Annotated in this window: 17 protein-coding genes, 1 pseudogene and 1 riboswitch; of the genes and pseudogenes, 10 read left to right on the forward strand and 8 right to left on the reverse strand. The window is 74.5% G+C overall.

Annotated features, from left to right (window positions below; all coding sequences use genetic code 11):
• Positions 1-161: 161 nt before the first annotated feature.
• Positions 162-1,760, reverse strand: coding sequence for an ABC-F family ATP-binding cassette domain-containing protein (locus ACFWR9_RS24410; RefSeq protein ID WP_383845678.1), 1,599 nt, complete (start codon positions 1,758-1,760; stop codon positions 162-164).
• 205 nt (positions 1,761-1,965) lie between these two features.
• Between ACFWR9_RS24410 and ACFWR9_RS24415 the strand changes: the two genes are divergently transcribed.
• Positions 1,966-2,379 (forward strand): VOC family protein, encoded by a 414-nt coding sequence (locus tag ACFWR9_RS24415; protein WP_383845680.1) that lies wholly within the window; start codon positions 1,966-1,968, stop codon positions 2,377-2,379.
• A 26-nt stretch (positions 2,380-2,405) separates the two neighbouring features.
• On the opposite strand, the gene ACFWR9_RS24420 is transcribed toward ACFWR9_RS24415, so the two are convergent.
• The 3 genes from ACFWR9_RS24420 to ACFWR9_RS24430 form a co-directional block, all read right to left on the reverse strand.
• Complete coding sequence (locus tag ACFWR9_RS24420; protein ID WP_383845682.1) at positions 2,406-3,815, reverse strand: hypothetical protein; 1,410 nt, start codon at positions 3,813-3,815, stop codon at positions 2,406-2,408.
• A 169-nt stretch (positions 3,816-3,984) separates the two neighbouring features.
• The gene (locus tag ACFWR9_RS24425) at positions 3,985-5,112 is read right to left on the reverse strand and encodes an alpha/beta hydrolase (protein ID WP_383845684.1); all 1,128 of its coding nucleotides are present in this window, start codon (positions 5,110-5,112) and stop codon (positions 3,985-3,987) included.
• A 155-nt stretch (positions 5,113-5,267) separates the two neighbouring features.
• Positions 5,268-5,942 carry a class II aldolase/adducin family protein gene (locus tag ACFWR9_RS24430; protein ID WP_383845686.1) on the reverse strand — a complete coding sequence of 225 codons (675 nt, stop codon included), beginning with the start codon at positions 5,940-5,942 and terminating at the stop codon, positions 5,268-5,270.
• A gap of 224 nt (positions 5,943-6,166) precedes the next feature.
• On the opposite strand from ACFWR9_RS24430, the gene ACFWR9_RS24435 reads away from it, so the two are divergent.
• The 7 genes from ACFWR9_RS24435 (at position 6,167) to ACFWR9_RS24465 (ending at position 14,651) form a co-directional block, all read left to right on the forward strand.
• A complete protein-coding gene (locus ACFWR9_RS24435; RefSeq protein WP_383845688.1) occupies positions 6,167-7,408 on the forward strand; it encodes an anion permease in 1,242 nt (413 codons plus the stop codon).
• A 34-nt stretch (positions 7,409-7,442) separates the two neighbouring features.
• Positions 7,443-7,664, forward strand: coding sequence for a hypothetical protein (locus ACFWR9_RS24440; protein WP_383845690.1), 222 nt, complete (start codon positions 7,443-7,445; stop codon positions 7,662-7,664).
• Between the two features lie 135 nt (positions 7,665-7,799).
• A riboswitch (cobalamin riboswitch) is annotated at positions 7,800-7,942 on the forward strand.
• A gap of 99 nt (positions 7,943-8,041) precedes the next feature.
• Complete coding sequence (locus ACFWR9_RS24445) at positions 8,042-9,007, forward strand: cobalamin biosynthesis protein (RefSeq protein ID WP_383845692.1); 966 nt, start codon at positions 8,042-8,044, stop codon at positions 9,005-9,007.
• Entirely contained in the window at positions 9,004-10,512 is a 1,509-nt protein-coding gene (locus ACFWR9_RS24450; RefSeq protein ID WP_383845694.1) for a cobyric acid synthase, read from the forward strand. Before ACFWR9_RS24445 ends, ACFWR9_RS24450 begins: the two co-directional genes overlap by 4 nt.
• Before the next feature lie 67 nt (positions 10,513-10,579).
• The gene (locus ACFWR9_RS24455) at positions 10,580-12,616 is read left to right on the forward strand and encodes a putative cobaltochelatase (RefSeq protein WP_383845696.1); all 2,037 of its coding nucleotides are present in this window, start codon (positions 10,580-10,582) and stop codon (positions 12,614-12,616) included.
• The gene (gene cobO, locus ACFWR9_RS24460; protein ID WP_383845698.1) at positions 12,616-13,215 is read left to right on the forward strand and encodes a cob(I)yrinic acid a,c-diamide adenosyltransferase; all 600 of its coding nucleotides are present in this window, start codon (positions 12,616-12,618) and stop codon (positions 13,213-13,215) included. The genes ACFWR9_RS24455 and cobO overlap by 1 nt, the downstream gene beginning before the upstream one ends.
• A complete protein-coding gene (locus ACFWR9_RS24465; protein ID WP_383845700.1) occupies positions 13,209-14,651 on the forward strand; it encodes a cobyrinate a,c-diamide synthase in 1,443 nt (480 codons plus the stop codon). Before cobO ends, ACFWR9_RS24465 begins: the two co-directional genes overlap by 7 nt.
• A gap of 11 nt (positions 14,652-14,662) precedes the next feature.
• On the opposite strand, the gene ACFWR9_RS24470 is transcribed toward ACFWR9_RS24465, so the two are convergent.
• Positions 14,663-15,391 (reverse strand): ZIP family metal transporter, encoded by a 729-nt coding sequence (locus ACFWR9_RS24470; protein ID WP_383845702.1) that lies wholly within the window; start codon positions 15,389-15,391, stop codon positions 14,663-14,665.
• A 95-nt stretch (positions 15,392-15,486) separates the two neighbouring features.
• Here ACFWR9_RS24470 and ACFWR9_RS24475 point away from each other — a divergent pair.
• Both ACFWR9_RS24475 and cobC read left to right on the forward strand, forming a co-directional pair.
• A pseudogene (locus ACFWR9_RS24475) lies at positions 15,487-15,897 on the forward strand (cobalamin biosynthesis protein); the annotation flags it as partial.
• Positions 15,898-15,949: 52 nt separating this feature from the next.
• A complete protein-coding gene (cobC, locus tag ACFWR9_RS24480; RefSeq protein WP_383845704.1) occupies positions 15,950-17,038 on the forward strand; it encodes an Rv2231c family pyridoxal phosphate-dependent protein CobC in 1,089 nt (362 codons plus the stop codon).
• 308 nt (positions 17,039-17,346) lie between these two features.
• On the opposite strand, the gene ACFWR9_RS24485 is transcribed toward cobC, so the two are convergent.
• The 3 genes from ACFWR9_RS24485 to ACFWR9_RS24495 form a co-directional block, all read right to left on the reverse strand.
• Positions 17,347-18,303, reverse strand: coding sequence for an SCO1860 family LAETG-anchored protein (locus tag ACFWR9_RS24485; protein ID WP_383845706.1), 957 nt, complete (start codon positions 18,301-18,303; stop codon positions 17,347-17,349).
• Positions 18,304-18,488: 185 nt separating this feature from the next.
• Positions 18,489-19,580, reverse strand: coding sequence for an amidohydrolase family protein (locus tag ACFWR9_RS24490; protein WP_383845707.1), 1,092 nt, complete (start codon positions 19,578-19,580; stop codon positions 18,489-18,491).
• Between the two features lie 9 nt (positions 19,581-19,589).
• A complete protein-coding gene (locus ACFWR9_RS24495) occupies positions 19,590-20,126 on the reverse strand; it encodes a hypothetical protein (RefSeq protein WP_383845709.1) in 537 nt (178 codons plus the stop codon).
• Positions 20,127-20,167: the final 41 nt, after the last annotated feature.

The raw sequence follows: 20,167 nt of genomic DNA on the forward strand, positions 1-20,167 counted from the left end.
AGAGTAATGCCAGGGCAGATGGGCGTCGCGGCCGGACCCCCGGCAACGGGGGGTCCGGCCGCGCATTGGATGTAGGACACACCTCTTGATGAGGAGATCTCACACAGATGGTGGATCACGACTCGGCCGAATGATCCATACTCAGTGGATCATCCTTTCGATCAAGCCAGGGCGACGAGATCCGCGTAGTCGGCGCCCCACAGGTCCTCGACGCCGTCCGGAAGCAGAATGATCCGTTCCGGCTGGAGGGCGTCGACGGCGCCCTCGTCGTGGGTGACGAGGACGACCGCGCCCTTGTAGGTGCGCAGCGCGCCGAGGATCTCCTCGCGGCTGGCCGGGTCGAGGTTGTTGGTGGGCTCGTCGAGGAGCAGCACGTTCGCCGAGGACACCACGAGGGTGGCCAGCGCGAGGCGGGTCTTCTCGCCGCCGGACAGGACGCCGGCCGGCTTGTCGACGTCGTCGCCGGAGAACAGGAACGAGCCCAGCGTCTTGCGGACCGCGACGAGGTCGAGGTCGGGGTTGGCGGAGCGCATGTTCTCCAGGACGGTGCGCTCGGGGTCGAGGGTCTCGTGCTCCTGGGCGTAGTAGCCGAGCTTGAGGCCGTGGCCCTCGACGACCTGGCCGGTGTCGGGCTTCTCGACGCCGCCGAGGAGCCTGAGCAGCGTGGTCTTGCCGGCGCCGTTGAGGCCCAGGATGACGACGCGGGAGCCCTTGTCGATGGCCAGGTCGACGTCGGTGAAGATCTCCAGGGAGCCGTACGACTTGGAGAGGTCCTCGGCCATCAGCGGGGTCTTGCCGCAGGGCGCGGGCTCCGGGAAGCGGAGCTTGGCGACCTTGTCGGACTTCCGCTCGGCCTCCAGACCGGCCAGCAGCTTGTCCGCCCGGCGGGCCATGTTCTGCGCGGCGACGGTCTTGGTGGCCTTGGCGCGCATCTTGTCGGCCTGCGAATGCAGCGCGGACGCTTTCTTCTCCGCGTTCTGCCGCTCGCGCTTGCGGCGCTTCTCGTCGGCCTCGCGCTGCTGCTGGTAGAGCTTCCAGCCCATGTTGTAGATGTCGATCTGGGAGCGGTTGGCGTCCAGGTAGAACACCTTGTTGACGACCGTCTCGACCAGGTCGGCGTCGTGGGAGATCACGATGAAGCCGCCGCGGTAGGTCTTCAGATAGTCGCGCAGCCAGACGATCGAGTCGGCGTCGAGGTGGTTGGTCGGCTCGTCGAGCAGCAGGGTGTCGGCGTCCGAGAACAGGATCCGGGCCAGCTCGATCCGGCGGCGCTGACCACCGGAGAGGGTGTGCAGGGGCTGGCCGAGCACCCGGTCGGGCAGGTTGAGCGCGGCGGCGATGGTGGCGGCCTCGGCCTCGGCGGCGTACCCGCCCTTGGTGAGGAACTCGGTCTCCTGGCGCTCGTACTGCCGGAGCGCCTTCTCCCGGGTGGCGCCCTGGCCGTTGGCGATGCGCTGCTCGTTCTCCCGCATCTTGCGGATCAGTGCGTCGAGGCCGCGGGCGGAGAGGACGCGGTCGCGGGCGAGCACGTCGAGGTCGCCGGTGCGCGGGTCCTGCGGGAGGTAGCCGACCTCGCCGGAACGGGTGACGGCGCCGGCGGCGGGCTGGCCCTCGCCGGCGAGCACCTTGGTGAGGGTGGTCTTGCCGGCGCCGTTGCGGCCGACCAGGCCGATGCGGTCGCCCTTGGCGATGCGGAAGGTGGCGCTTTCGATGAGGACGCGGGCACCGGCGCGCAGCTCGATGCCGGAGGCGGAGATCACGGTCAGACTCCTGGGGCGGGTGGGGGCGGGATGGGCGGCTGAGGACGTTTCCCGCCGTCTAATGCGCGAGGAGAATGGCCATGGGGGCCAGTCTAACGGGGCGGTGCAAGCTCTTTTCCCCGGTTCCGGTGTCAGTGGGCGGTGCCAGACTGGACGCACGGGGCCGGTCCGGCACCGTCCACCGGCTCACAAGGGAGTGATCGGCATGGCAGGCACCGACGGCGGGCGCCCGAGCATTTACCCGACGCTGCTGTACGCGGACGCCAAGGCGGCGGTCCGGCAGCTCACCGAGGCCTTCGGCTTCAGGGAGCTGGCGGTGTACGAGGGCGAGGACGGCACGGTGGCCCACGCCGAGCTGGCCCAGGGCAACGGCGCGGTCATGCTCGGCTCGAAGGGCACGGGCAGCCGCTTCGACGAGGCGATGAAGAACTCCGGCACGACGGGGGTGTACGTCGTGGTGGAGGACGTCGACGCCCATCACCGGCGGGCCGTGGAGCACGGCGCGGAGATCCTGATGCCCCCGACGGACCAGGACTACGGCTCGCGGGACTACATGGCCCGTGACCTGGAGGGCAACATCTGGAGCTTCGGGACGTACGCGCCGGAGATACGCGGCTAGATCTACGGCCGCGCACGCCCCGTCGGTCAGCTGCCGCCGGTGTGGACCTGGAAGGCGGCCCGGCGTACGGCCTTGGCCAGCGCGGGGTCGGGGTGGGCGGCGGCGAGCGCGACCAGGACCTGCACGGTGCGGGGGTGGCCGACCGCGCGGACCTCGTCGAGCAGCGCCGGGACGGTGAACTGGACCGCCGCCTCCAGGTGCCGGACGAGCAGCGGTGCCTCCCCGTGGTCGGCGACGGCGGCCGCGGTGTCCACCCAGAGCCAGGTGGCCTCCCGGCGGGTGAGGACCTCGTGGGCGTCCTCGGGGTCGGCGCCGTCGTGCTCGGCCAGCCACAGCAGGGCGTACGGCCGCAGCGTCGGCTCGTCGGCCACGCCGCGGACGTCGGGCTCGGCGGGGGCGCCGACGACCCGCAGCGCGTCGAAGGCGAGGCCGCGCAGCAGGGCGTCCTCGCCGCGCGCGGCGCCGAGCAGCTCGGCGACGGCGCTGCCGACGGGGCGGGCGGCGAGCCAGGCGCGGTACTCGGCGCGGGCGGCGTTGGGACGCAGTCGGGCGCAGCCGCGGAGCATGCCCTCGGCCGACTGCTCGATGTTCCCGGCGGGGCTCTGGGCGGCCACGCAGATCTGCTCCAGCTTGACCCAGACCGCCCAGTTGCCGAGCGGGGTGAGCGTGGCCTGTCCGTCGCCGCAGGTGAGGGCGCCGACGGAGGCGAGGGCGTGCAGGGCCCAGTCGAGGAGGGGCGCCAGCGGGGTGTCGGCGGTGACGTCCGGGACCGGCTGGGTGCCGGGCTCCAGGCGGGGGCCGTAGGGCACCTCGCAGCGTTCGGTGCGCAGCTCGGTGACGCGCTGCTCCAGCAGGTCCAGGAGCTGTGCCACGGGGACGGGCCCGGCGGACAGCTGGAGGAAGGAGAGCACCTGGGGCATCGCGGAGACGACCTCGGCGACGGCGGCGGGCTCCTCGCCGGCGGGCTCGGGGTGGGCGAGCGACCAGGCGTCGAAGAGCGCGACCCAGCCGCGCAGCACGGCGCTGTCGTCGCGGTTCCAGGCGCGCAGCCGCCAGCCGGGGCGGGCGGAGTCGCCGTGCACCTCGACCAGTCCGGCGAGGCGGGCGGTGTCCCAGTCGGCGCGGATCTTCGTCGCGGTCAGGCCCAGTTCGCGGGCCGCCTGGTCGGCGGTCGCGTCGGAGAGGGTCGCCTTGCCGTCGGCGGTCGCGCTGCCGCGGCCGGGGCCGAGCGCGGAGTCGGCCCAGCGGGCGACGCGGGCCGCGCCGGCCAGACCGGAACGCGCCATTCGGGCCAGCTCCGACCGGGCCGGTGTGCCCTCCGGGGGGCGGGGCGCGGGGCGGCGCGGACGCCGCTGGTTGATCGCTTGGGGGGCGGCGGCCAGGGGTCGTGGGCGGACGAGTCGAAGCCTGGAGTCGCGCGGGATACGGGACGTCACGGGTGCAGTCTTCCGGTTGACGGTCCGAAAACCCAAACGGAATGCCCCGACGGGCGCCGGGGAGGGCGGAGTCGGGGGTCGGGCGCGCTGTCCGGGGAGCGGATCAGGCCAGTGGTACGGCCCTAAACGGAACCGGAGGGTCACGCACTGCGACGGGGCGGTGCCGGGGTCACACCAGGGGGGTCATGAAGCGGCGCAGCTTCTCTTCGTAGTCGTCGGGGTCGGCGTTCCACATGGCGGCATGCGGGGCGTCCCGGACGGTGTGCAGGGCGACCAGGCGCGGGTGGGTTTCGGCCAGGCGTTGCGAGAGCCGCCAAGGGGCGACCTTGTCGCCGGGGCCGTGGAAGATCAGCGTGGGGACCGCGGGGCGGTGCAGGCCCGCCGTGCCGGTGTCGCGGTCGACGTGCAGTCCGGCGCGGCCCTGGGCGGCGCGGACGGCGAGCGGCAGGAGTGGTCCGGGGGTGCGGCGGGCGGCGGCGAGGGCGCGCAGGGTCGTTTCCCAGCTGAGGACCGGGGAGTCCAGTACGAGCCCCGCGATGCGCCCGCGTACGCCGGAGAGGGCGGCGGTGCGCAGGGCCATGGTGGCGCCGGTGGACCAGCCGAGCAGGACGACCTGGCGGGCGCCGTGGTCGAGGGCGTAGCGGACGGCGGCGTCCAGGTCGCGCCACTCGGTCTCGCCGAAGTGGTGCAGGCCGTCGGGCGAGGGCGGCGCGCCGAAGTCGCCGCGGTAGGCGAGGGCGAGCACCGGGACGCTGCGCTCGTGCAGCGGGGCCAGCAGGTTCAGGACATGTTCGCGGGTGGCGGCCAGGCCGTGCACGGCGATGATCCAGGTCGGGCGGGCGCCGGGCACGAACCAGGCCGGGAGCGGGCCGAGTTCGCCCGGGATCTCGACGTCGGCGTGGTCGAGGTCGAGGGCGCTGCCCGGATTGCCGACGTAGAGGTTCGGCGTGAACCAGGCCCGGTCCCCGGCCTCCAGCGTGCCGTGCGTGACGCGTTCGAGGCGGCGTACGACGGTGTCGGCGCCGTGCTCGGCTGTGCCGAGGACCGGGCCGACGACCGCGTGGGATCCGTCACCGGCGAGCCCGTACCGGCCGGGGCGGAGCGCGGCCAGGTCCCGGGTGAGGGTGATCCGGCCGGCCGCGGTGCCGTGCACGGTGAGCCGCGGTTCGGTGGGCAGCGGCCGCCCGGGCGGCGCCTTGAGCGCGGCGTCGCTGGCGAGCCGGCCGGCGGCGACGCTCGCTGCGCCGGCCGCCAGGGCTGCGGTGAGGGCGGCGGCCGTTGCTGTGACAGTGCGCATGGGGCCAGTCTCCTGGTGGAGTCCTCGGGCGGCCAGTGGGCGGTGGACGGGGGGTGACGGCGCTCCGTCAGGGGCGCCTGCCGCGGGTCCGCCGGGGCCGGGAGCCATGGTGCGGTCCCGCTGCCGGTACCCCGGAACGGGCCGGGTACGCGCCGTCAGCCCGGCTGCCCGTACCCCTGGAGCCGCTCCGCCGCCTCCGCCAGCTGCCCCGGCGTCAGGAGCGACGGCGTGCGGCCGGGGACCGAGGAGGCCGTCAGCCAGAGCCGGCACATCCACTCCAGCTGGGCGGTGCGGTCGTAGGCCTGGTCGAGGGAGGTGCCGTAGGTGAGCGTGCCGTGGTTGCGCAGCAGGCAGCCGGTGCGGCCGGTGAGGGCGTCGAGCATGCCGCGGGCCAGTTCGTCGGTGCCGTAGGCGGCGTACGGCGCGACCCGGACGGGGCCGCCGAGCGCGGCGGCCATGTAGTGCACCGGCGGCAGTTCGGGTACCAGCAGCGAGACGGCCGTCGCGTGCACGGCGTGGGTGTGGACGACGGCCCGGGCGGCGTCGTCCGCGCGGTACACGGCGAGGTGCAGGGGCAGTTCGCTGGTGGGGACCAGGGTGCCGAGCACCTGTCGTCCGTCGAGGCCGACGCCGGTCGCGTCACCCGGGGCCAGACGGTCGTACGGCACACCCGAAGGGGTGACCAGGACCGTGTCGCCGACGCGCACCGAGACATTGCCGGAGGTGCCCACCACGAGCCCGTCCGCGACCGTGCGCCGCGCCGCCGCGACGAGTTCCGCCCAGGCCCGCTCCTCGTCCGGGCCGGCCCGTCCGACCCGCGAATACGTCACAGTCACCGTCTCCTCACGAGCGCTTCCGCGTCTCTCCCGGCACGTCACCGGCCGGTCTCGCGGCGACCCTGCCAGGGGCGTCTCCGGAGAGCACCGGAACGGCCACGCACAGGGAGGCGGTGACACCGCTTCCGGTCACCGTGACGCCCTGCCCAGTTCATCTTCCGTTCACCATGGTTACCTACGTTCGTCCAGCCAATGACCTCGAACGATTGCCTGGGTAAATGGAAAGCTTCTCGCTGATCCTCGCGATTGTGGTGGTAACCGCACTCGCGTTTGATTTCACGAACGGTTTCCACGACACCGCGAACGCGATGGCAACGACCATTTCGACCGGTGCGCTCAAGCCCAAGGTGGCGGTGGCGATGTCCGCCGTCCTCAACCTTGTAGGCGCCTTCCTCTCGGTGGAGGTCGCCAACACGATCTCCAAGGGTCTCGTCGACGAGACCGGCATCCGTCCCGAGGTCATCTTCGCCGCCCTGGTCGGCGCGATCCTCTGGAACCTGCTGACCTGGCTGGTCGGCCTCCCGTCCAGTTCCTCGCACGCCCTGATGGGCGGTCTGATCGGTGCCGCGGTCGCTTCGGCCGGCGTCGGCGCGGTCAACGGTGACGCGCTCGTCACCAAGGTGCTGATCCCCGCGATCGCCGCCCCGCTCGTCGCGGGCCTCGCGGCGCTGCTCGGCGCACGGCTGACGTACAAGCTCGGCCGCAGGGCCGACGGCAAGGCCGCCGCCAAGGGCTACCGCGCCGGGCAGATCGCCTCCGCCGGGCTGGTCTCGCTGGCCCACGGCACCAACGACGCGCAGAAGACGATGGGCATCATCACGCTCGCCCTGGTCACCGGCGGCTCGCTCGCCCCCGACTCCGACCCGCCCATGTGGGTCATCCTCTCCGCGGGCGTCGCCATCGCGCTCGGCACCTACCTCGGCGGCTGGCGCATCATCCGCACCATGGGCAAGGGTCTGACCGACCTGCAGCCGCAGCAGGGCTTCGCCGCCCAGACCAGCGCCGCGACGGTCATCCTGGCCTCCTCCCACCTCGGTTTCTCCCTCTCCACCACGCACTCGGTCTCCGGTGCGGTGATGGGCGCGGGCCTCGGCCGCAAGGGCGGCGTGGTGCGCTGGTCCACGGCCACCCGGATGTTCGTCGCCTGGGGTCTGACGCTGCCGGCCGCGGCCCTGGTCGCCGCGATCGCCGAGTGGGTCTGCCGCCTCGGCGACTGGGGCACGGCCGTCGTCGCGGTCTTCCTGGTGGTCTCCAGCGCCGCCATCTGGAAGCTCTCCCGGCGCGAGGTCGTCGACCACACCAACGTCGTCGACCCCCACGAGCCCGAGTCGGCCGGTGTGGTCACCACGGCGATGGCCGCCGTGTCCCCGCCCCCGGCGGGCGTGACCGAGGAGCCGACGGCCGGTGTCCCGGCCGACCCGTCCGAGGCCAAGACCCCGTCGGCCACCACCACCGTCTGAGCCCGCGTCCCGGGTACGAAGGAAGCGAACCCCCATGAGCATCGACTGGGCAGCACTGGGCTCCGTCTTCGGCGTCAGCCTCGTGGCCACCGTGGCCCTGGTGGGCCTGTTCACCCTCGGCATCGTCGGACTCTCCCGCCAGGAGCGGGCCACCGCCGAGGGCGGCTCCGCTGCCTTCGCGGTCACCGGCGCGTACGCGTGCTTCGCGGCCTGCGCGGCGGCGGTGGCGTACGGGATCTACCTGATCGTCGCCTGACCCACCGCACACCCCGGGGCGGGGCGCGGGACGGACTCGGACCGTCGCGCGCCCCGCCTCTTCGTGTACCGGCGCACACCACCCGTGTGTGGGGCTTCGCACACCCCCCCGTCGCAGGTCAACGCCAGGTTGACGGGTGTTCTCGGGCCGTGGTGGACTTCCGGGGCCATCTACGGCGGCAGGAGAGGAAGCCCGGTGCGATTCCGGCGCGGTCCCGCCACTGTGACCGGGGAGCAGACCCCGGTAGCCAGGAACTCTCACCGCCGGACTCTTCGAACCAGGGCGTGGACACCCTGAGTGAGGACGCGACGCGATGCCCGGCTGCCGACCGACGTTCAGTACCAGGTGCTCCCCTGCCCGTGTGACCGGCTGAAGGCGTGCGTGCCGGACGCGTCTTCGCGTACGGCGCCGCCGCCGGCCTGCTCGGTGACCTCCTCCTCGGCGACCCGCGCCGCGGACACCCGGTCGCCGCGTTCGGCCGCGCCGCCGGTGCCGTGGAACGGGTGCTGTGGCGTGACCACCGGGGCTGGGGCGCGGTGCACACCCTGGTGTGCGCCGGTGGCGCCACCGCCCTCGGCTCGGCCGCCGCGCACGCCGTAGGCCGCTCCCCCGCCGCCTCGGTCGCGCTGACCGGCGCGGCCACCTGGGCCGTGGTCGGCGGTACGTCGCTGGCGCGCGAGGCCCTCCTCATCGGCCGGGCCCTGGAGGCCGGGGACGTCGAGGCGGCCCGGGCGCGGCTGCCGCACCTGTGCGGGCGGGACCCGCAGGCGCTGGACGCCGACGGTGTCGCCCGGGCGGTCGTGGAGTCGGTCGCCGAGAACACCTCGGACGCGGTGGTGGGCGCCCTGGTGTGGGGTGCCGTCGGCGGCGTGCCGGGCCTGCTCGGCTTCCGGGCGGTGAACACCCTGGACGCCATGGTCGGCCACAAGTCGCCCCGGTACCGGCGGTACGGCTGGGCCTCGGCCCGCCTCGACGACCTCGCGGGCTGGCCGGGCGCCCGCCTGACCGCCCTCCTGACCACCGTGGCCGGCGGCGATCCGTGGGGCGCCGTTCGGGCCTGGCGCGCGGACGCCGGGCGGCATCCGAGCCCCAACGCCGGCCCCGTGGAGGCGTCGTTCGCGGGGGCCCTCGGGGTGCGGCTCGGCGGGACACTCTCCTACGGCGGGCGGGTCGAGCACCGGCCCGTCCTCAACGGGGCGGCGGGGCGCGCCGTCCGGGCCGGTTCCGGCGACATCGAACGGGCCGTACGGCTCTCCCGGCGCGTGGGCTGGCTGGCGCTCGGCGTGTGCGCGGGCGCGCGGCTGCTGGTGCGCGGGGCACTCAGGAAGGGACGTACGTCATGAACGGTGGACTCCTCGTCGCCGGCACCACCTCCGACGCCGGCAAGAGCGTCGTCACGGCCGGGATCTGCCGCTGGCTGGTGCGCCGGGGCGTGAAGGTCGCGCCCTTCAAGGCGCAGAACATGTCGCTCAACTCCTTCGTGACGCGCGAGGGCGCGGAGATCGGGCGGGCGCAGGCCATGCAGGCGCAGGCCTGCCGGGTGGAGCCGACCGCGCTGATGAACCCGGTGCTGCTCAAGCCCGGCGGTGAGCGCAGCAGCCAGGTGGTGCTGCTCGGCAGGCCGGTCGGCGAGATGACCGCCCGCGGCTACCACGGCGGGCGGCAGGAGCGGCTGCTCGGCACGGTGCTCGACTCGCTGGCCGAGCTGCGCGGCACCTACGACGCGGTGATCTGCGAGGGCGCGGGCAGCCCGGCCGAGATCAACCTGCGCCGCACCGACATCGTGAACATGGGGATCGCGCGGGGCGCCGGGCTGCCCGTGCTGATCGTCGGCGACATCGACCGCGGGGGCGTCTTCGCCTCCTTCTTCGGCACGGTGGCGCTGCTCTCGCCCGAGGACCAGGCGCTGGTCGCCGGGTTCCTCGTGAACAAGTTCCGCGGCGACGTGTCGCTCCTGGAGCCGGGCCTCGACATGCTGCACGGCCTGACCGGACGGCGGACGTACGGTGTGCTGCCCTTCCGGCACGGGCTCGGCATCGACGAGGAGGACGGGCTGCGCGTGTCGCTGCGCGGCACGGTGCGGGAGTCCGTGGTCGCGCCGCCGGTGGGCGAGGATGTGCTGCGGGTCGCCGTCTGTGCCGTCCCGCTGATGTCCAACTTCACGGACGTGGACGCGCTGGCCGCCGAACCGGGCGTGGTGGTGCGGTTCGTGGACCGGCCGGAGGAACTGGCCGACGCCGACCTGGTGATCGTGCCGGGGACGCGCGGGACGGTCCGGGCGCTGGAGTGGCTGCGCGAGCGGGGGCTGGCGGACGGCATCGCACGCCGGGTGGCCGAGGGCCGGCCCGTGCTCGGTGTGTGCGGCGGGTTCCAGCTCCTCGGCGAGCACATCGAGGACGACGTGGAGTCGCGCGCCGGGCACGTCGACGGGCTGGGGCTGCTGCCCGTGCGGGTGCGGTTCGCCCGCGAGAAGACCCTGACGCGGCCGGTGGGCGAGGCTCTCGGCGAGCGTGTCGAGGGGTACGAGATCCATCACGGGGTCGCCGAAGTCCTGGGTGGCACACCCTTCCTGGACGGCTGCCGGGTCGGCCACACCTGGGGCACGCACTGGCACGGCTCGCTGGAGTCGGACGGCTTCAGGCGGGCGTTCCTGCGCGAGGTGGCCGCCGCCGCGGGCCGCCGGTTCGTGCCGGCCCCCGACACCTCGTTCGCCGCGCTGCGCGAGGAGCAGCTCGACCGGCTCGGCGACCTGATCGAACAGCACGCGGACACCGACGCGCTGTGGCGGCTCATCGAGTCCGGCACGCCGCCCGGACTGCCCTTCGTGCCACCGGGGGCGCCCGCATGAGCCCGCGGGAACCCGAACGCGACGCACACGACAAGCGCGACGCACGCGACGTGGAGGACGACAACAAGTGACCAGTACCCCGTTCCCGTTCACGGCCGTCGTCGGCCAGGACGACCTGCGCCTCGCGCTGCTGCTGAACGCCGTCTCCCCGGCGGTCGGCGGCGTGCTGGTGCGCGGCGAGAAGGGCACCGCCAAGTCGACGGCCGTACGCGCGCTGTCGGCGCTGCTGCCGCCCGTGGCAGTGGTCCCCGGCTGCCGCTTCTCCTGTTCCCCGGGGGCACCCGACCCGGGCTGCCCGGACGGTCCGCACGAGCCCGGGACGGCCACCGAGCGTCCCTCGCGGATGGTCGAACTCCCCGTCGGCGCCTCCGAGGACCGGCTCGTCGGCGCCCTCGACATCGAGCGGGCGCTCGCGGAGGGCGTGAAGGCCTTCGAGCCGGGCCTGCTGGCCGACGCGCACCGCGGGATCCTGTACGTGGACGAGGTCAACCTCCTCCACGACCACCTGGTGGACCTGCTCCTTGACGCCGCCGCGATGGGCGCGTCGTACGTCGAGCGCGAGGGCGTGTCGGTGCGGCACGCCTCGAAGTTCCTGCTGGTCGGCACCATGAACCCCGAAGAGGGCGAGCTGCGGCCGCAGTTGCTGGACCGGTTCGGGCTGACGGTGGAGGTCGCCGCCTCGCGCGAGCCCGACCAGCGGGTGGAGGTCGTACGGCGCCGGCTCGCGCACGACGACGACCCGGCCGGTTTCGTCGCGCGCTGGGCGGACGAGGAGGCCGCCGTACGGGCGCGGATCGTGGCGGCCCGGGAGTTGCTGCCGTCGGTGACGCTCGGCAACGCGGCGCTGCGGCAGATCGCGGCGACCTGTGCCGCCTTCGAGGTGGACGGCATGCGGGCCGACATCGTGATGGCCCGGACCGCGACCGCGCTGGCGGCCTGGGCCGGGCGGACCGACGTACTGGCGGAGGACGTCCGCCAGGCCGCGCTGCTGGCGCTGCCGCACCGGCGTCGGCGCAACCCCTTCGACGCGCCGGGCCTGGACGAGGACAAGCTCGACGAGACGCTGGAGGAGTTCGGCGACCAGGGCGAGGACGACCCCGATCCGGACCCCGACCCCGGACCCGACGGTCCCGGTGGCGGTGGTGGGCAGCCGCCCGAGGAGGGTCCGCAGGGCGGCGGGGACGCGGGCGGTGAGGACGCGGGTGCCTCGCCCGAGGCGGCTGAGGACCGGGGGCCGCAGCCTGCCGGGGCCGGTGCCGGGGAGCGGTCCGCCGTACGGGCCGCCGAGCCGTTCCGGACCAAGGTGCTGAGCGTGCCCGGACTCGGCGAGGGGGCCGCCGGGCGGCGCTCCCGGGCCCGGACCGAGCACGGGCGGACCACCGGCGCCCGCCGGCCGCGGGGTGCGCTGACCAAGCTGCACCTGGCGGCGACCGTGCAGGCGGCGGCTCCGCATCAGCGGGAGCGCGGCCGGGCGGGGCGCGGTCTTGTGGTACGCCGGGACGACCTGCGGCAGGTGACCCGCGAGGGGCGTGAGGGCAACCTCGTGCTGTTCGTCGTGGACGCCTCCGGGTCGATGGCGGCACGGCAGCGGATGAGCGCCGTGAAGGGCGCCGTGCTGTCGCTGCTGCTGGACGCCTACCAGCGGCGGGACAAGGTGGGCCTGGTGACCTTCCGGGGTTCGGCCGCCGACGTGGCGCTGCCGCCGACCTCGTCGGTGGACGCGGCGGCGGCCCGGCTGGAGTCGCTGCCGACCGGCGGGCGTACACCGCTCGCGGCCGGGCTGCTCAAGGCGCACGAGGTGCTGCGGGTGGAGCGGCTGCGGGACCCGGCACGGCGGGCGCTGGTCGTGGTGGTGACGGACGGGCGGGCCACCGGGGGTGTCGAGCCGGTGGCGCTGGCGGGACGCGCGGCGCGGCTGTTCGCGGCCGAGGGCACCGCCTCCGTGGTCGTGGACTGCGAGTCGGGGCCGGTCCGGCTGGGGCTCGCCGGGCAGCTCGCGGGTGAGCTGGGCGGTACGGCGGTGACCCTCGACGAGTTGCGGGCGGACTCGATCGCGGGGCTGGTCAAGGATGTGCGGGATACCGGAACAAGGAGGGCCGCGTAGTGCCCAAGGGACAGCCGAGTGTCGTACCGGACGACGGACTGACGACCCGACAGCGGCGCAACCGGCCGCTGGTCTTCGTGCACACGGGGATCGGGAAGGGCAAGTCCACCGCCGCCTTCGGGCTGGCGTTGCGTGCCTGGAACCAGGGGTGGCCCGTCGGGGTGTTCCAGTTCGTCAAGTCGGCCAAGTGGAAGGTCGGCGAGGAGAACGCCCTGCGGGTGCTCGGCGCATCCGGCGAGGGCGGCACCGTCGACTGGCACAAGATGGGCGAGGGCTGGTCCTGGGTCCAGCGTGACCAGCAGCAGGACAACGAGGAGAAGGCCCGGGAGGGCTGGGAGCAGGTCAAGCGCGACCTGGCCGCCGAGACGTACAAGCTGTACGTACTGGACGAGTTCGCCTACCCGATGCACTGGGGGTGGATCGACACCGACGAGGTCGTGTCCGTGCTGCGCGACCGGCCCGGCACCCAGCACGTCGTGATCACCGGGCGGAACGCGCCGGAGCAGCTGGTCGACTTCGCGGACCTGGTCACCGACATGTCGAAGGTCAAGCACCCGATGGACACCGGGCAGAAGGGGCAGAGGGGCATCGAGTGGTGACAGCCTCCGTCCCCCGGCTGGTCGTGGCCGCGCCCTCCTCGGGCAGCGGCAAGACCACCGTGGCCACCGGGCTGATGGCCGCGCTCGCCGCGCGGGGGCTCGCCGTCTCCCCGCACAAGGTCGGGCCCGACTACATCGACCCCGGGTACCACGCGCTGGCCACCGGGCGGACCGGACGCAACCTCGACGCCTACCTGTGCGGGCCCGAGCTGGTGGAACCGCTGTTCCTGCACGGGGCGCGCGGCTGCGACATCGCCGTGATCGAGGGCGTGATGGGGCTGTACGACGGGGCGGCGGGGGAAGGCGAACTCGCCTCCACCGCACACGTGGCCAAGCTGCTGCGGGCGCCCGTGGTGCTCGTCGTGGACGCGTCGGCGCAGTCGCGGTCCGTGGCGGCGCTGGTGCACGGGTTCGTGTCCTTCGATCCGGACGTACGGGTCGGGGGCGTGATCCTGAACAAGGTCGGGTCGGACCGGCACGAGGCGATGCTGCGGGAGGCGTTGGACGCCGTCGGGGTGCCGGTGCTGGGGGCGTTGCGGCGGGCGGCGCCGGTTCAGACGCCGTCTCGGCATCTGGGGTTGGTGCCGGTTGCCGAGCGGGGGTCGGCGGCGGTCGACGCCGTCGGGGCGATGGCGGCGTTGGTCTCCGACGGGTGTGATCTGGAGGGGCTGGTCGGGCTGGCCCGGGGGGCGGGGGCGTTGGGCGGTGCGGCCTGGGATGCGGGTGAGGTGCATCGTTTTTCGCCCCCGCCGCCCCTTCCCGTCCCGAACCTGGGGGCTGCCGCCCCCAGACCCCCGCTTCGGCCTGGACGGCCTCGTCCTCAAACGCCGGACGGGCTGAAAGTTGCCGTTGCTGGTGGGGCCGCGTTCACCTTCTCCTATGCCGAGCATGCCGAGTTGCTCACCGCGGCCGGCGCCGAGGTGGTCGTCTTCGATCCGCTGCGGGACGAGGAGTTGCCGGAGGGGACCCGGGGGCTGGTGATCGGGGGTGGGTTTCCGGAGGTGTACGTCTCCGAGTTGTCGGCCAACGAGGGGCTCCGGAAGTCCGTCGCCGAGTTGGCGCTCGGGGGTGCGCCCGTCGCGGCGGAGTGTGCGGGGCTGCTGTACCTGGGCCGGGAGCTGGACGGGCTGCCCATGTGCGGGGTGCTGGACGCCTCGGCGCGGATGTCGGGGCGGCTCACCCTCGGGTACCGGGACTGCGTCGCCCTGACCGACAGTCCGCTGGCCGTGGCGGGGACGCGGATGCGGGGGCACGAGTTCCACCGGACGCTCGTGGAGCCGGGGGCCGGGGCGACGCCGGCGTGGGGGATGCGGACGCCCGAACGGCGCGTCGAGGGGTTCGTCGAGGGTGGCGTGCACGCGAGTTACCTGCACACGCACTGGGCGGCCGAGCCCTCCGTCGCCCGCCGGTTCGTGGAGAGGTGCCGGGCGTCGTGAACGGCGGCCGCTCACTCCGCGATGCCCACCACCAGCCAGATGAAGGCCGCGCCGGCGACCGTGCACAGCAGGGTCGAGCGGGCCGGGTGCTCGTGGTGGGCCTCGGGCAGGATCTCGGCCGCGGCGAGGTAGAGGAGTACGCCGCCGAACAGGCCGAGGTACGCGCCGAGCGCGCCCTCCGGGATCGTGAAGAGCAGGGTGGAGGCCGCGCCGGCCACGGGTGCCAGGGCGTCGGCGACCAGCATCGCGATCGCGCGGCGGCGGGCGTTCCCGTACAGGCTGGTCAGCGTGTAGGTGTTGAAGCCGTCCGCGAAGTCGTGGGCGATCACGGCCATCGCGACCGCCGTGCCCATGCCGCCGCCTACCTGGAAGGCGGCGCCGATCGCCACGCCGTCCATCGCGCTGTGCCCGACCATCGCGGCGGCCGCCGTGAGGCCCACCTGGGGCGAGCGCCGCTCGTGCTCGTCGGCGCCGTGCGCGGCGCGGCGGGCGGCCAGCAGGCGTTCCACCAGGTGCGCGAAAAGGAAGCCGGCGACGAAGAGGAGCAGTGCCTCGGGTACGCCGAACACCTCGTCGCCGGCCGCCTCCAGTGCTTCGGGCAGCAGGTCGAGGCCGACGACGCCCAGCATCAGGCCGCCGGCCAGCCCCAGGACCAGGTGGCGCCGGTCGGTCACGCGCTGCGCCGTCCAGCCGCCGGCCAGCGTCATCAGGAACGCGCCGAGCGCGACGAAGACCGCCATGGGCCCTTGCTATCCGATCAGGGCGCGTTCACGCGTGCACGACAGCGGCAACGGCGGTAAATATGCGCAGGACGCGCAGGAGGGGAGCGGATTCCATGCCCGGACGTGCGGTGCGGCCCGCGTCGTCGGTCGTCGTCGGTGTCGGTGCCTCCCGGGGCGTGCCGGTCGACGAGGTCCTCACGCTGGTGGCGCGGGCCCTGAGTGAAGCGGGGCTGGACTCCGCGTCGGTCACGGAGCTGGCCACCCTGGACACGAAGGCCGCGGAGCCCGGGATCGCCGGGGCCGCCGAGCGGCTGGGCGTGCCGCTGGTGACCTACAGCGCCGTGGAACTGGCGGAGGTCGGGGTGCCCCACCCCTCCGGTGCCGCGCTCTCGGCCGTGGGCACCGCGTCGGTCGCCGAGGCGGCGGCTTTGGCGGGCGGCGGTGCGCTCCTCGTGCCCAAGCGCAGGTCGGCGGCGCGTCCGGCGCGGGCGACCTGCGCGGTGGTACGCCGGTCCGGGCGCGGGACGACGGACCCGGGCGCCGGGCCGGAGGACGGGGTGCGGCACCATCACGCGTATGGACACGCACACTCCCATGCGCGCTGAGGCGGGAACCCGCGGCCACGACCTGCGGCACCACGGGGACGCCGAGGTACGCGACGACGGCTCGGCGCTGGTGGACCTCGCGGTGAACGTCCGCGCGGACACGCCCCCGGTGTGGCTGCGCGAGCACGTCGCCGCCTCGCTGGGCTCGCTGGCCGCCTACCCGGACGGGCGGGCGGCGCGGGCCGCGGTGGCGGAGCGGCACGGGCTGCCGGTGGAGCGGGTGCTGCTGACGGCGGGGGCGGCGGAGGCGTTCGTGCTGCTGGCGCGGGCGCTGAAGGTGCGGCGGCCGGTCGTGGTGCACCCCCAGTTCACGGAGCCGGAGGCGGCGCTGCGGGACGCCGGGCACACGGTCGGCCGGGTGCTGCTGCGGGCCGCCGACGGCTTCCGCCTCGACCCTGCGGCCGTCCCGGAGGACGCCGACCTGGTGGTGGTCGGCAACCCGACCAACCCGACGTCGGTCCTGCACCCGGCGGCCGTGCTCGCTGGGCTGGCCCGTCCCGGGCGGACCCTGGTCGTGGACGAGGCGTTCATGGACGCGGTGCCGGGCGAGCGGGAGGCGCTGGCCGGGCGCGTCGACGTACCGGGGCTGGTCGTCCTGCGCAGCCTCACCAAGACGTGGGGGCTGGCGGGGCTGCGCATCGGATACGTCCTGGCGGCCCCGGAGACGGTGGCCGAGCTGGAGCGCGCGCAGCCCCTGTGGCCGGTGTCCACGCCCGCGCTGGCGGCGGCCGAGGCGTGTGTGGCGCCGCGGGCGCTGGCGGAGGCGGCCCACGCCGCCCACCGCGTCGCCGCCGACCGCGCCCATCTGGTCGCCGGCCTCGGGGAGTTCGCCGGGGCGGGCCTGCGGGTCGTCGAGCCCGCCGAGGGCCCCTTCGTCCTCGTCCGCCTCCCGCACGCCGCCGCCGTGCGCCACCGGCTGCGCGGCCTCGGATTCGCGGTACGGCGCGGGGACACGTTCCCGGGACTGGACGAGGAGTGGCTGCGCCTCGCGGTACGGGACCGGGCCACGTCCGACAGGTTCCTGCGGGCGCTGGCACGGGCGACGACGGAACCGGCCTGACGGCCCGGCCGGCCCTCGTCACCCCTGCCACGGGTCAACCGCACCCGCACCGGTCCGGGACCGGAGCCCCACGGGAGGCGCACCGACGGAACCAGCCGGGCGCGACGGGCCGCGCGCAGAGGGGGCAGAGGGGCCCGGCCCCGCACGCACGCCCCGCCCGGCCCGTCCCCCCTCGCGCCTGACCCAGGGCCGCGGCGTACGGGATGGCGACGCTGCGCCCCTCTCCGCGAGGCCCGCCTCGGCGGGACGCGCGCCGACAGAAAGAACCGGCCCCGCACGCACGTCCCCGCCCGAAACTCCCCCGCGCCTCAGCCGCGCCCGCGTCGCGCCAGGACCAGCACCCCGCCGCCCGCCAGGACCAGGGCCGCGGCGCCGGCCGCGACGTACGGGGTCGCGGAGCTGCCGCCCGTCTCGGCGAGGTCGGCCTCGGCGGGGGCGCCCTGGGGCTTGACGTCGGTCGCCGGTTCGGCGGCGGGTTCGGCGTCCGGGTCGGCCGGGGGTTCCTCGGCCTTCACCGGGGGCTGCTCGGCCTCGTCCGCGGGCGCCGTCGGTGCCTCGCAGGTCGCCTTCGCCAGGGTGACGGTGCCGTGCACCTCGGCGACGTTCAGGTCGAGCGGGTTGACGGACACCTTCAGTTCGAGCGCGGTGGCGGCGGCCGTACGGGAGGTGGTCTCGGTCTTCGACAGGTCGAGCCGCACCTCGCCGACGCCGGGCACCTTCACGTCCGTCGTCCCGGCCGTGGTCAGCGTGACCTTCTTGCCGAGGACCGTCACGGTGCCCAGCAGGTTGGCCTCGGCGGCCGGCTTCTTCCCGGCCTCGCAGGTCGCCCTGGAGGTGACCTGCTCGACCTCGATCACCGACAGCAGCGGCAGTCCTGGGACGTGGAGCCGGGCGCCCGCGAGCCTGGTGTGGCCCTCGCTCTTCCCGGCGTTCGCGGTCGCCTTGGCCTCGGCCACGTCGGCGCGCAGGACGCTGAAGGGCCTGCCGCCGTCGACGCCGTCCAGCCGGGCGGTCAGCGCGGTCTTCTCGGCGCTCTCGGGGGCGTGCACCTCGTTGAGGGTGACCGCGAGCGGGACGTTCACGGTCTTGTTGAGCAGGGAGACGTCGAGCCCGGTGCGCAGCACGGTGGCGCTCGCGCGGCCGTGGTCACCGGTCGCGTGGGCGGCGCCCGCGCCGGCCAGGGTCGCGGGACCCGCGGCCAGGGCCGTGGCCGCCGTGACGATGGCGAGGCGGCGTGCGGGCGTGCGGAAGGTGTTGCCGTTCAAGGTGGTGGGACCCCCAGTGAGACATGCGTGCGGGACACGCATGAGCGACATGCTTGGGACCCGGAAAGAATGTCCCCGCGCACGCCGAACCGTCAGCGATCCAGGGTCACTTCACCCCTTCGTGGAGTTTTGGCGAACCCTTTCGAATCCTTCGGCACGGGTGTTCGCCGGTGTCACCCCCTCGGCTAACCGACGACCCGCCCGTTCAGCACCACCCGGCGCGGAGCGGCGAGCACGCGCACGTCCGCGCGCGGGTCCTCGTCGAACACCACCAGGTCCGCCGGCGCGCCCTCGTCCAGGCCGGGGCGCCCGAGCCAGCTCCGCGCGGCCCAGGTGCTCGCGGCGAGGGCCTCCAGGGGCGGGATGCCGGCGGTGACCAGCTCGGCGACCTCCGCCGCCGCCAGGCCGTGGGCCAGGGAGCCGCCCGCGTCGGTGCCGACGAAGACGGGGATACCGGCGTCGTAGGCGCTGCGCACGGTGTCGTAGCGGCGTGCGTGCAGCCGGCGCATATGGGCCGACCAGCGCGGGAAGCGGGACTCGCCGCCGTCGGCGAGGGCGGGGAAGGTGGCGATGTTGACGAGGGTCGGCACGATGGCGACGCCCCGTTCGGCGAAGAGCGGGATGGTGTCGTCCGTGAGGCCCGTGGCGTGCTCGACGCAGTCGATGCCGGCCTCGACCAGGTCGCGCAGGGAGTCCTCGGCGAAGCAGTGCGCGGTGACGCGGGCGCCGAGGCGGTGGGCCTCCGCGATCGCCGCCTCCACGGCGCCGCGCGGCCAGCAGGCCGACAGGTCGCCGAGGTCACGGTCGATCCAGTCCCCGACCAGCTTCACCCAGCCGTCTCCGCGGCGGGCCTCCTGGGCGACGTAGGCGACGAGGTCGTCCGGCTCGACCTCCCAGGCGTAGTTGCGGATGTAACGGCGGGTACGGGCGATGTGCCGGCCGGCCCGGATGATCTTCGGCAGGTCCTCGCGGTCGTCGATCCATCGGGTGTCGGACGGTGAGCCCGCGTCGCGGATGAGCAGCGTGCCCGCGTCCCGGTCGGTCAGCGCCTGCTTCTCGGCCACGTCCTCCGGAACGGCGCCGTGCTGGTCGAGGCCGACGTGGCAGTGCGCGTCGACCAGGCCGGGCAGCGCCCACCCCTCGACGGTGCGGACGTCGGTGGCTCCGGCGGGCCGGTCGTAGGAGACCCGGCCGTCGATCACCCACACCTCGTCACGGACCTCATCGGGACCGACGAGCACCCGACCCTTCACGTGCAGCACCGCGCGATCGCTCATGCTCGCACCCTAGACCGGGCCCCGGGGGTGTTCGAAAGGCCGGTCATCGCCACCGTTCCGCGCTGCGGCGCGGGCCCGCGGTTCGGTCGCGTACCCGGCCGCGACGGCGCTCCCCGCGGCGGTCAGGGCGAGGACGGCGGTGCCCGGGTTGACGTAACCGGGGACGTCGTCGGAGGTGTAGCCGTCGCCGTCGGCGGTCTCGCAGCGGAAGCCGAGGGGCAGCCAGGAGACCGAGTAGTCGACGATCCGCCCGGACAGCTCCGGGTGTTCGTCCGTGCGGCAGGGCCGCAGCGGGGCGGAGCCGGTGCCGCCGTCCTCCGCCTCCATGACCGCGAAGGCCACGCACAGCACGCCCCAGGCGTACAGCAGGACGGCCCCGGCGGCGGCGCACCCGGCGAGCACCCGGAACGGCGCACCGGCGGCCGGGGAGGCCGCGGGCTGTGGTACGGGGGCTGCGGCGGACCCCCGGCCGTCGCGGCGCGCCCTGTTCGGGGTCGCCCGGAGGACAACGACGGCGGTGGCCACCGCGACGGCGAAGAGTGTCAAGACAGCGAACACAGAGGGGAGTTCATCAGCCCGGAGAGGCT

Source organism: Streptomyces sp. NPDC058534 (assembly GCF_042717365.1).
Taxonomy (GTDB): Bacteria; Actinomycetota; Actinomycetes; order Streptomycetales; family Streptomycetaceae; genus Streptomyces.

Excerpts from the sequence above, each read along its gene's own strand:
- cobC (WP_383845704.1), top strand. The coding sequence starts at position 15,950 with ATGGACACGCACACTCCCATGCGCGCTGAGGCGGGAACCCGCGGCCAC.
- ACFWR9_RS24450 (WP_383845694.1), top strand. The coding sequence starts at position 9,004 with ATGAACGGTGGACTCCTCGTCGCCGGCACCACCTCCGACGCCGGCAAG.
- ACFWR9_RS24415 (WP_383845680.1), top strand. The coding sequence starts at position 1,966 with ATGGCAGGCACCGACGGCGGGCGCCCGAGCATTTACCCGACGCTGCTG.
- ACFWR9_RS24470 (WP_383845702.1), bottom strand. The coding sequence starts at position 15,391 with ATGGCGGTCTTCGTCGCGCTCGGCGCGTTCCTGATGACGCTGGCCGGC.
- ACFWR9_RS24440 (WP_383845690.1), top strand. The coding sequence starts at position 7,443 with ATGAGCATCGACTGGGCAGCACTGGGCTCCGTCTTCGGCGTCAGCCTC.
- ACFWR9_RS24425 (WP_383845684.1), bottom strand. The coding sequence starts at position 5,112 with ATGCGCACTGTCACAGCAACGGCCGCCGCCCTCACCGCAGCCCTGGCG.
- ACFWR9_RS24490 (WP_383845707.1), bottom strand. The coding sequence starts at position 19,580 with ATGAGCGATCGCGCGGTGCTGCACGTGAAGGGTCGGGTGCTCGTCGGT.
- ACFWR9_RS24435 (WP_383845688.1), top strand. The coding sequence starts at position 6,167 with ATGGAAAGCTTCTCGCTGATCCTCGCGATTGTGGTGGTAACCGCACTC.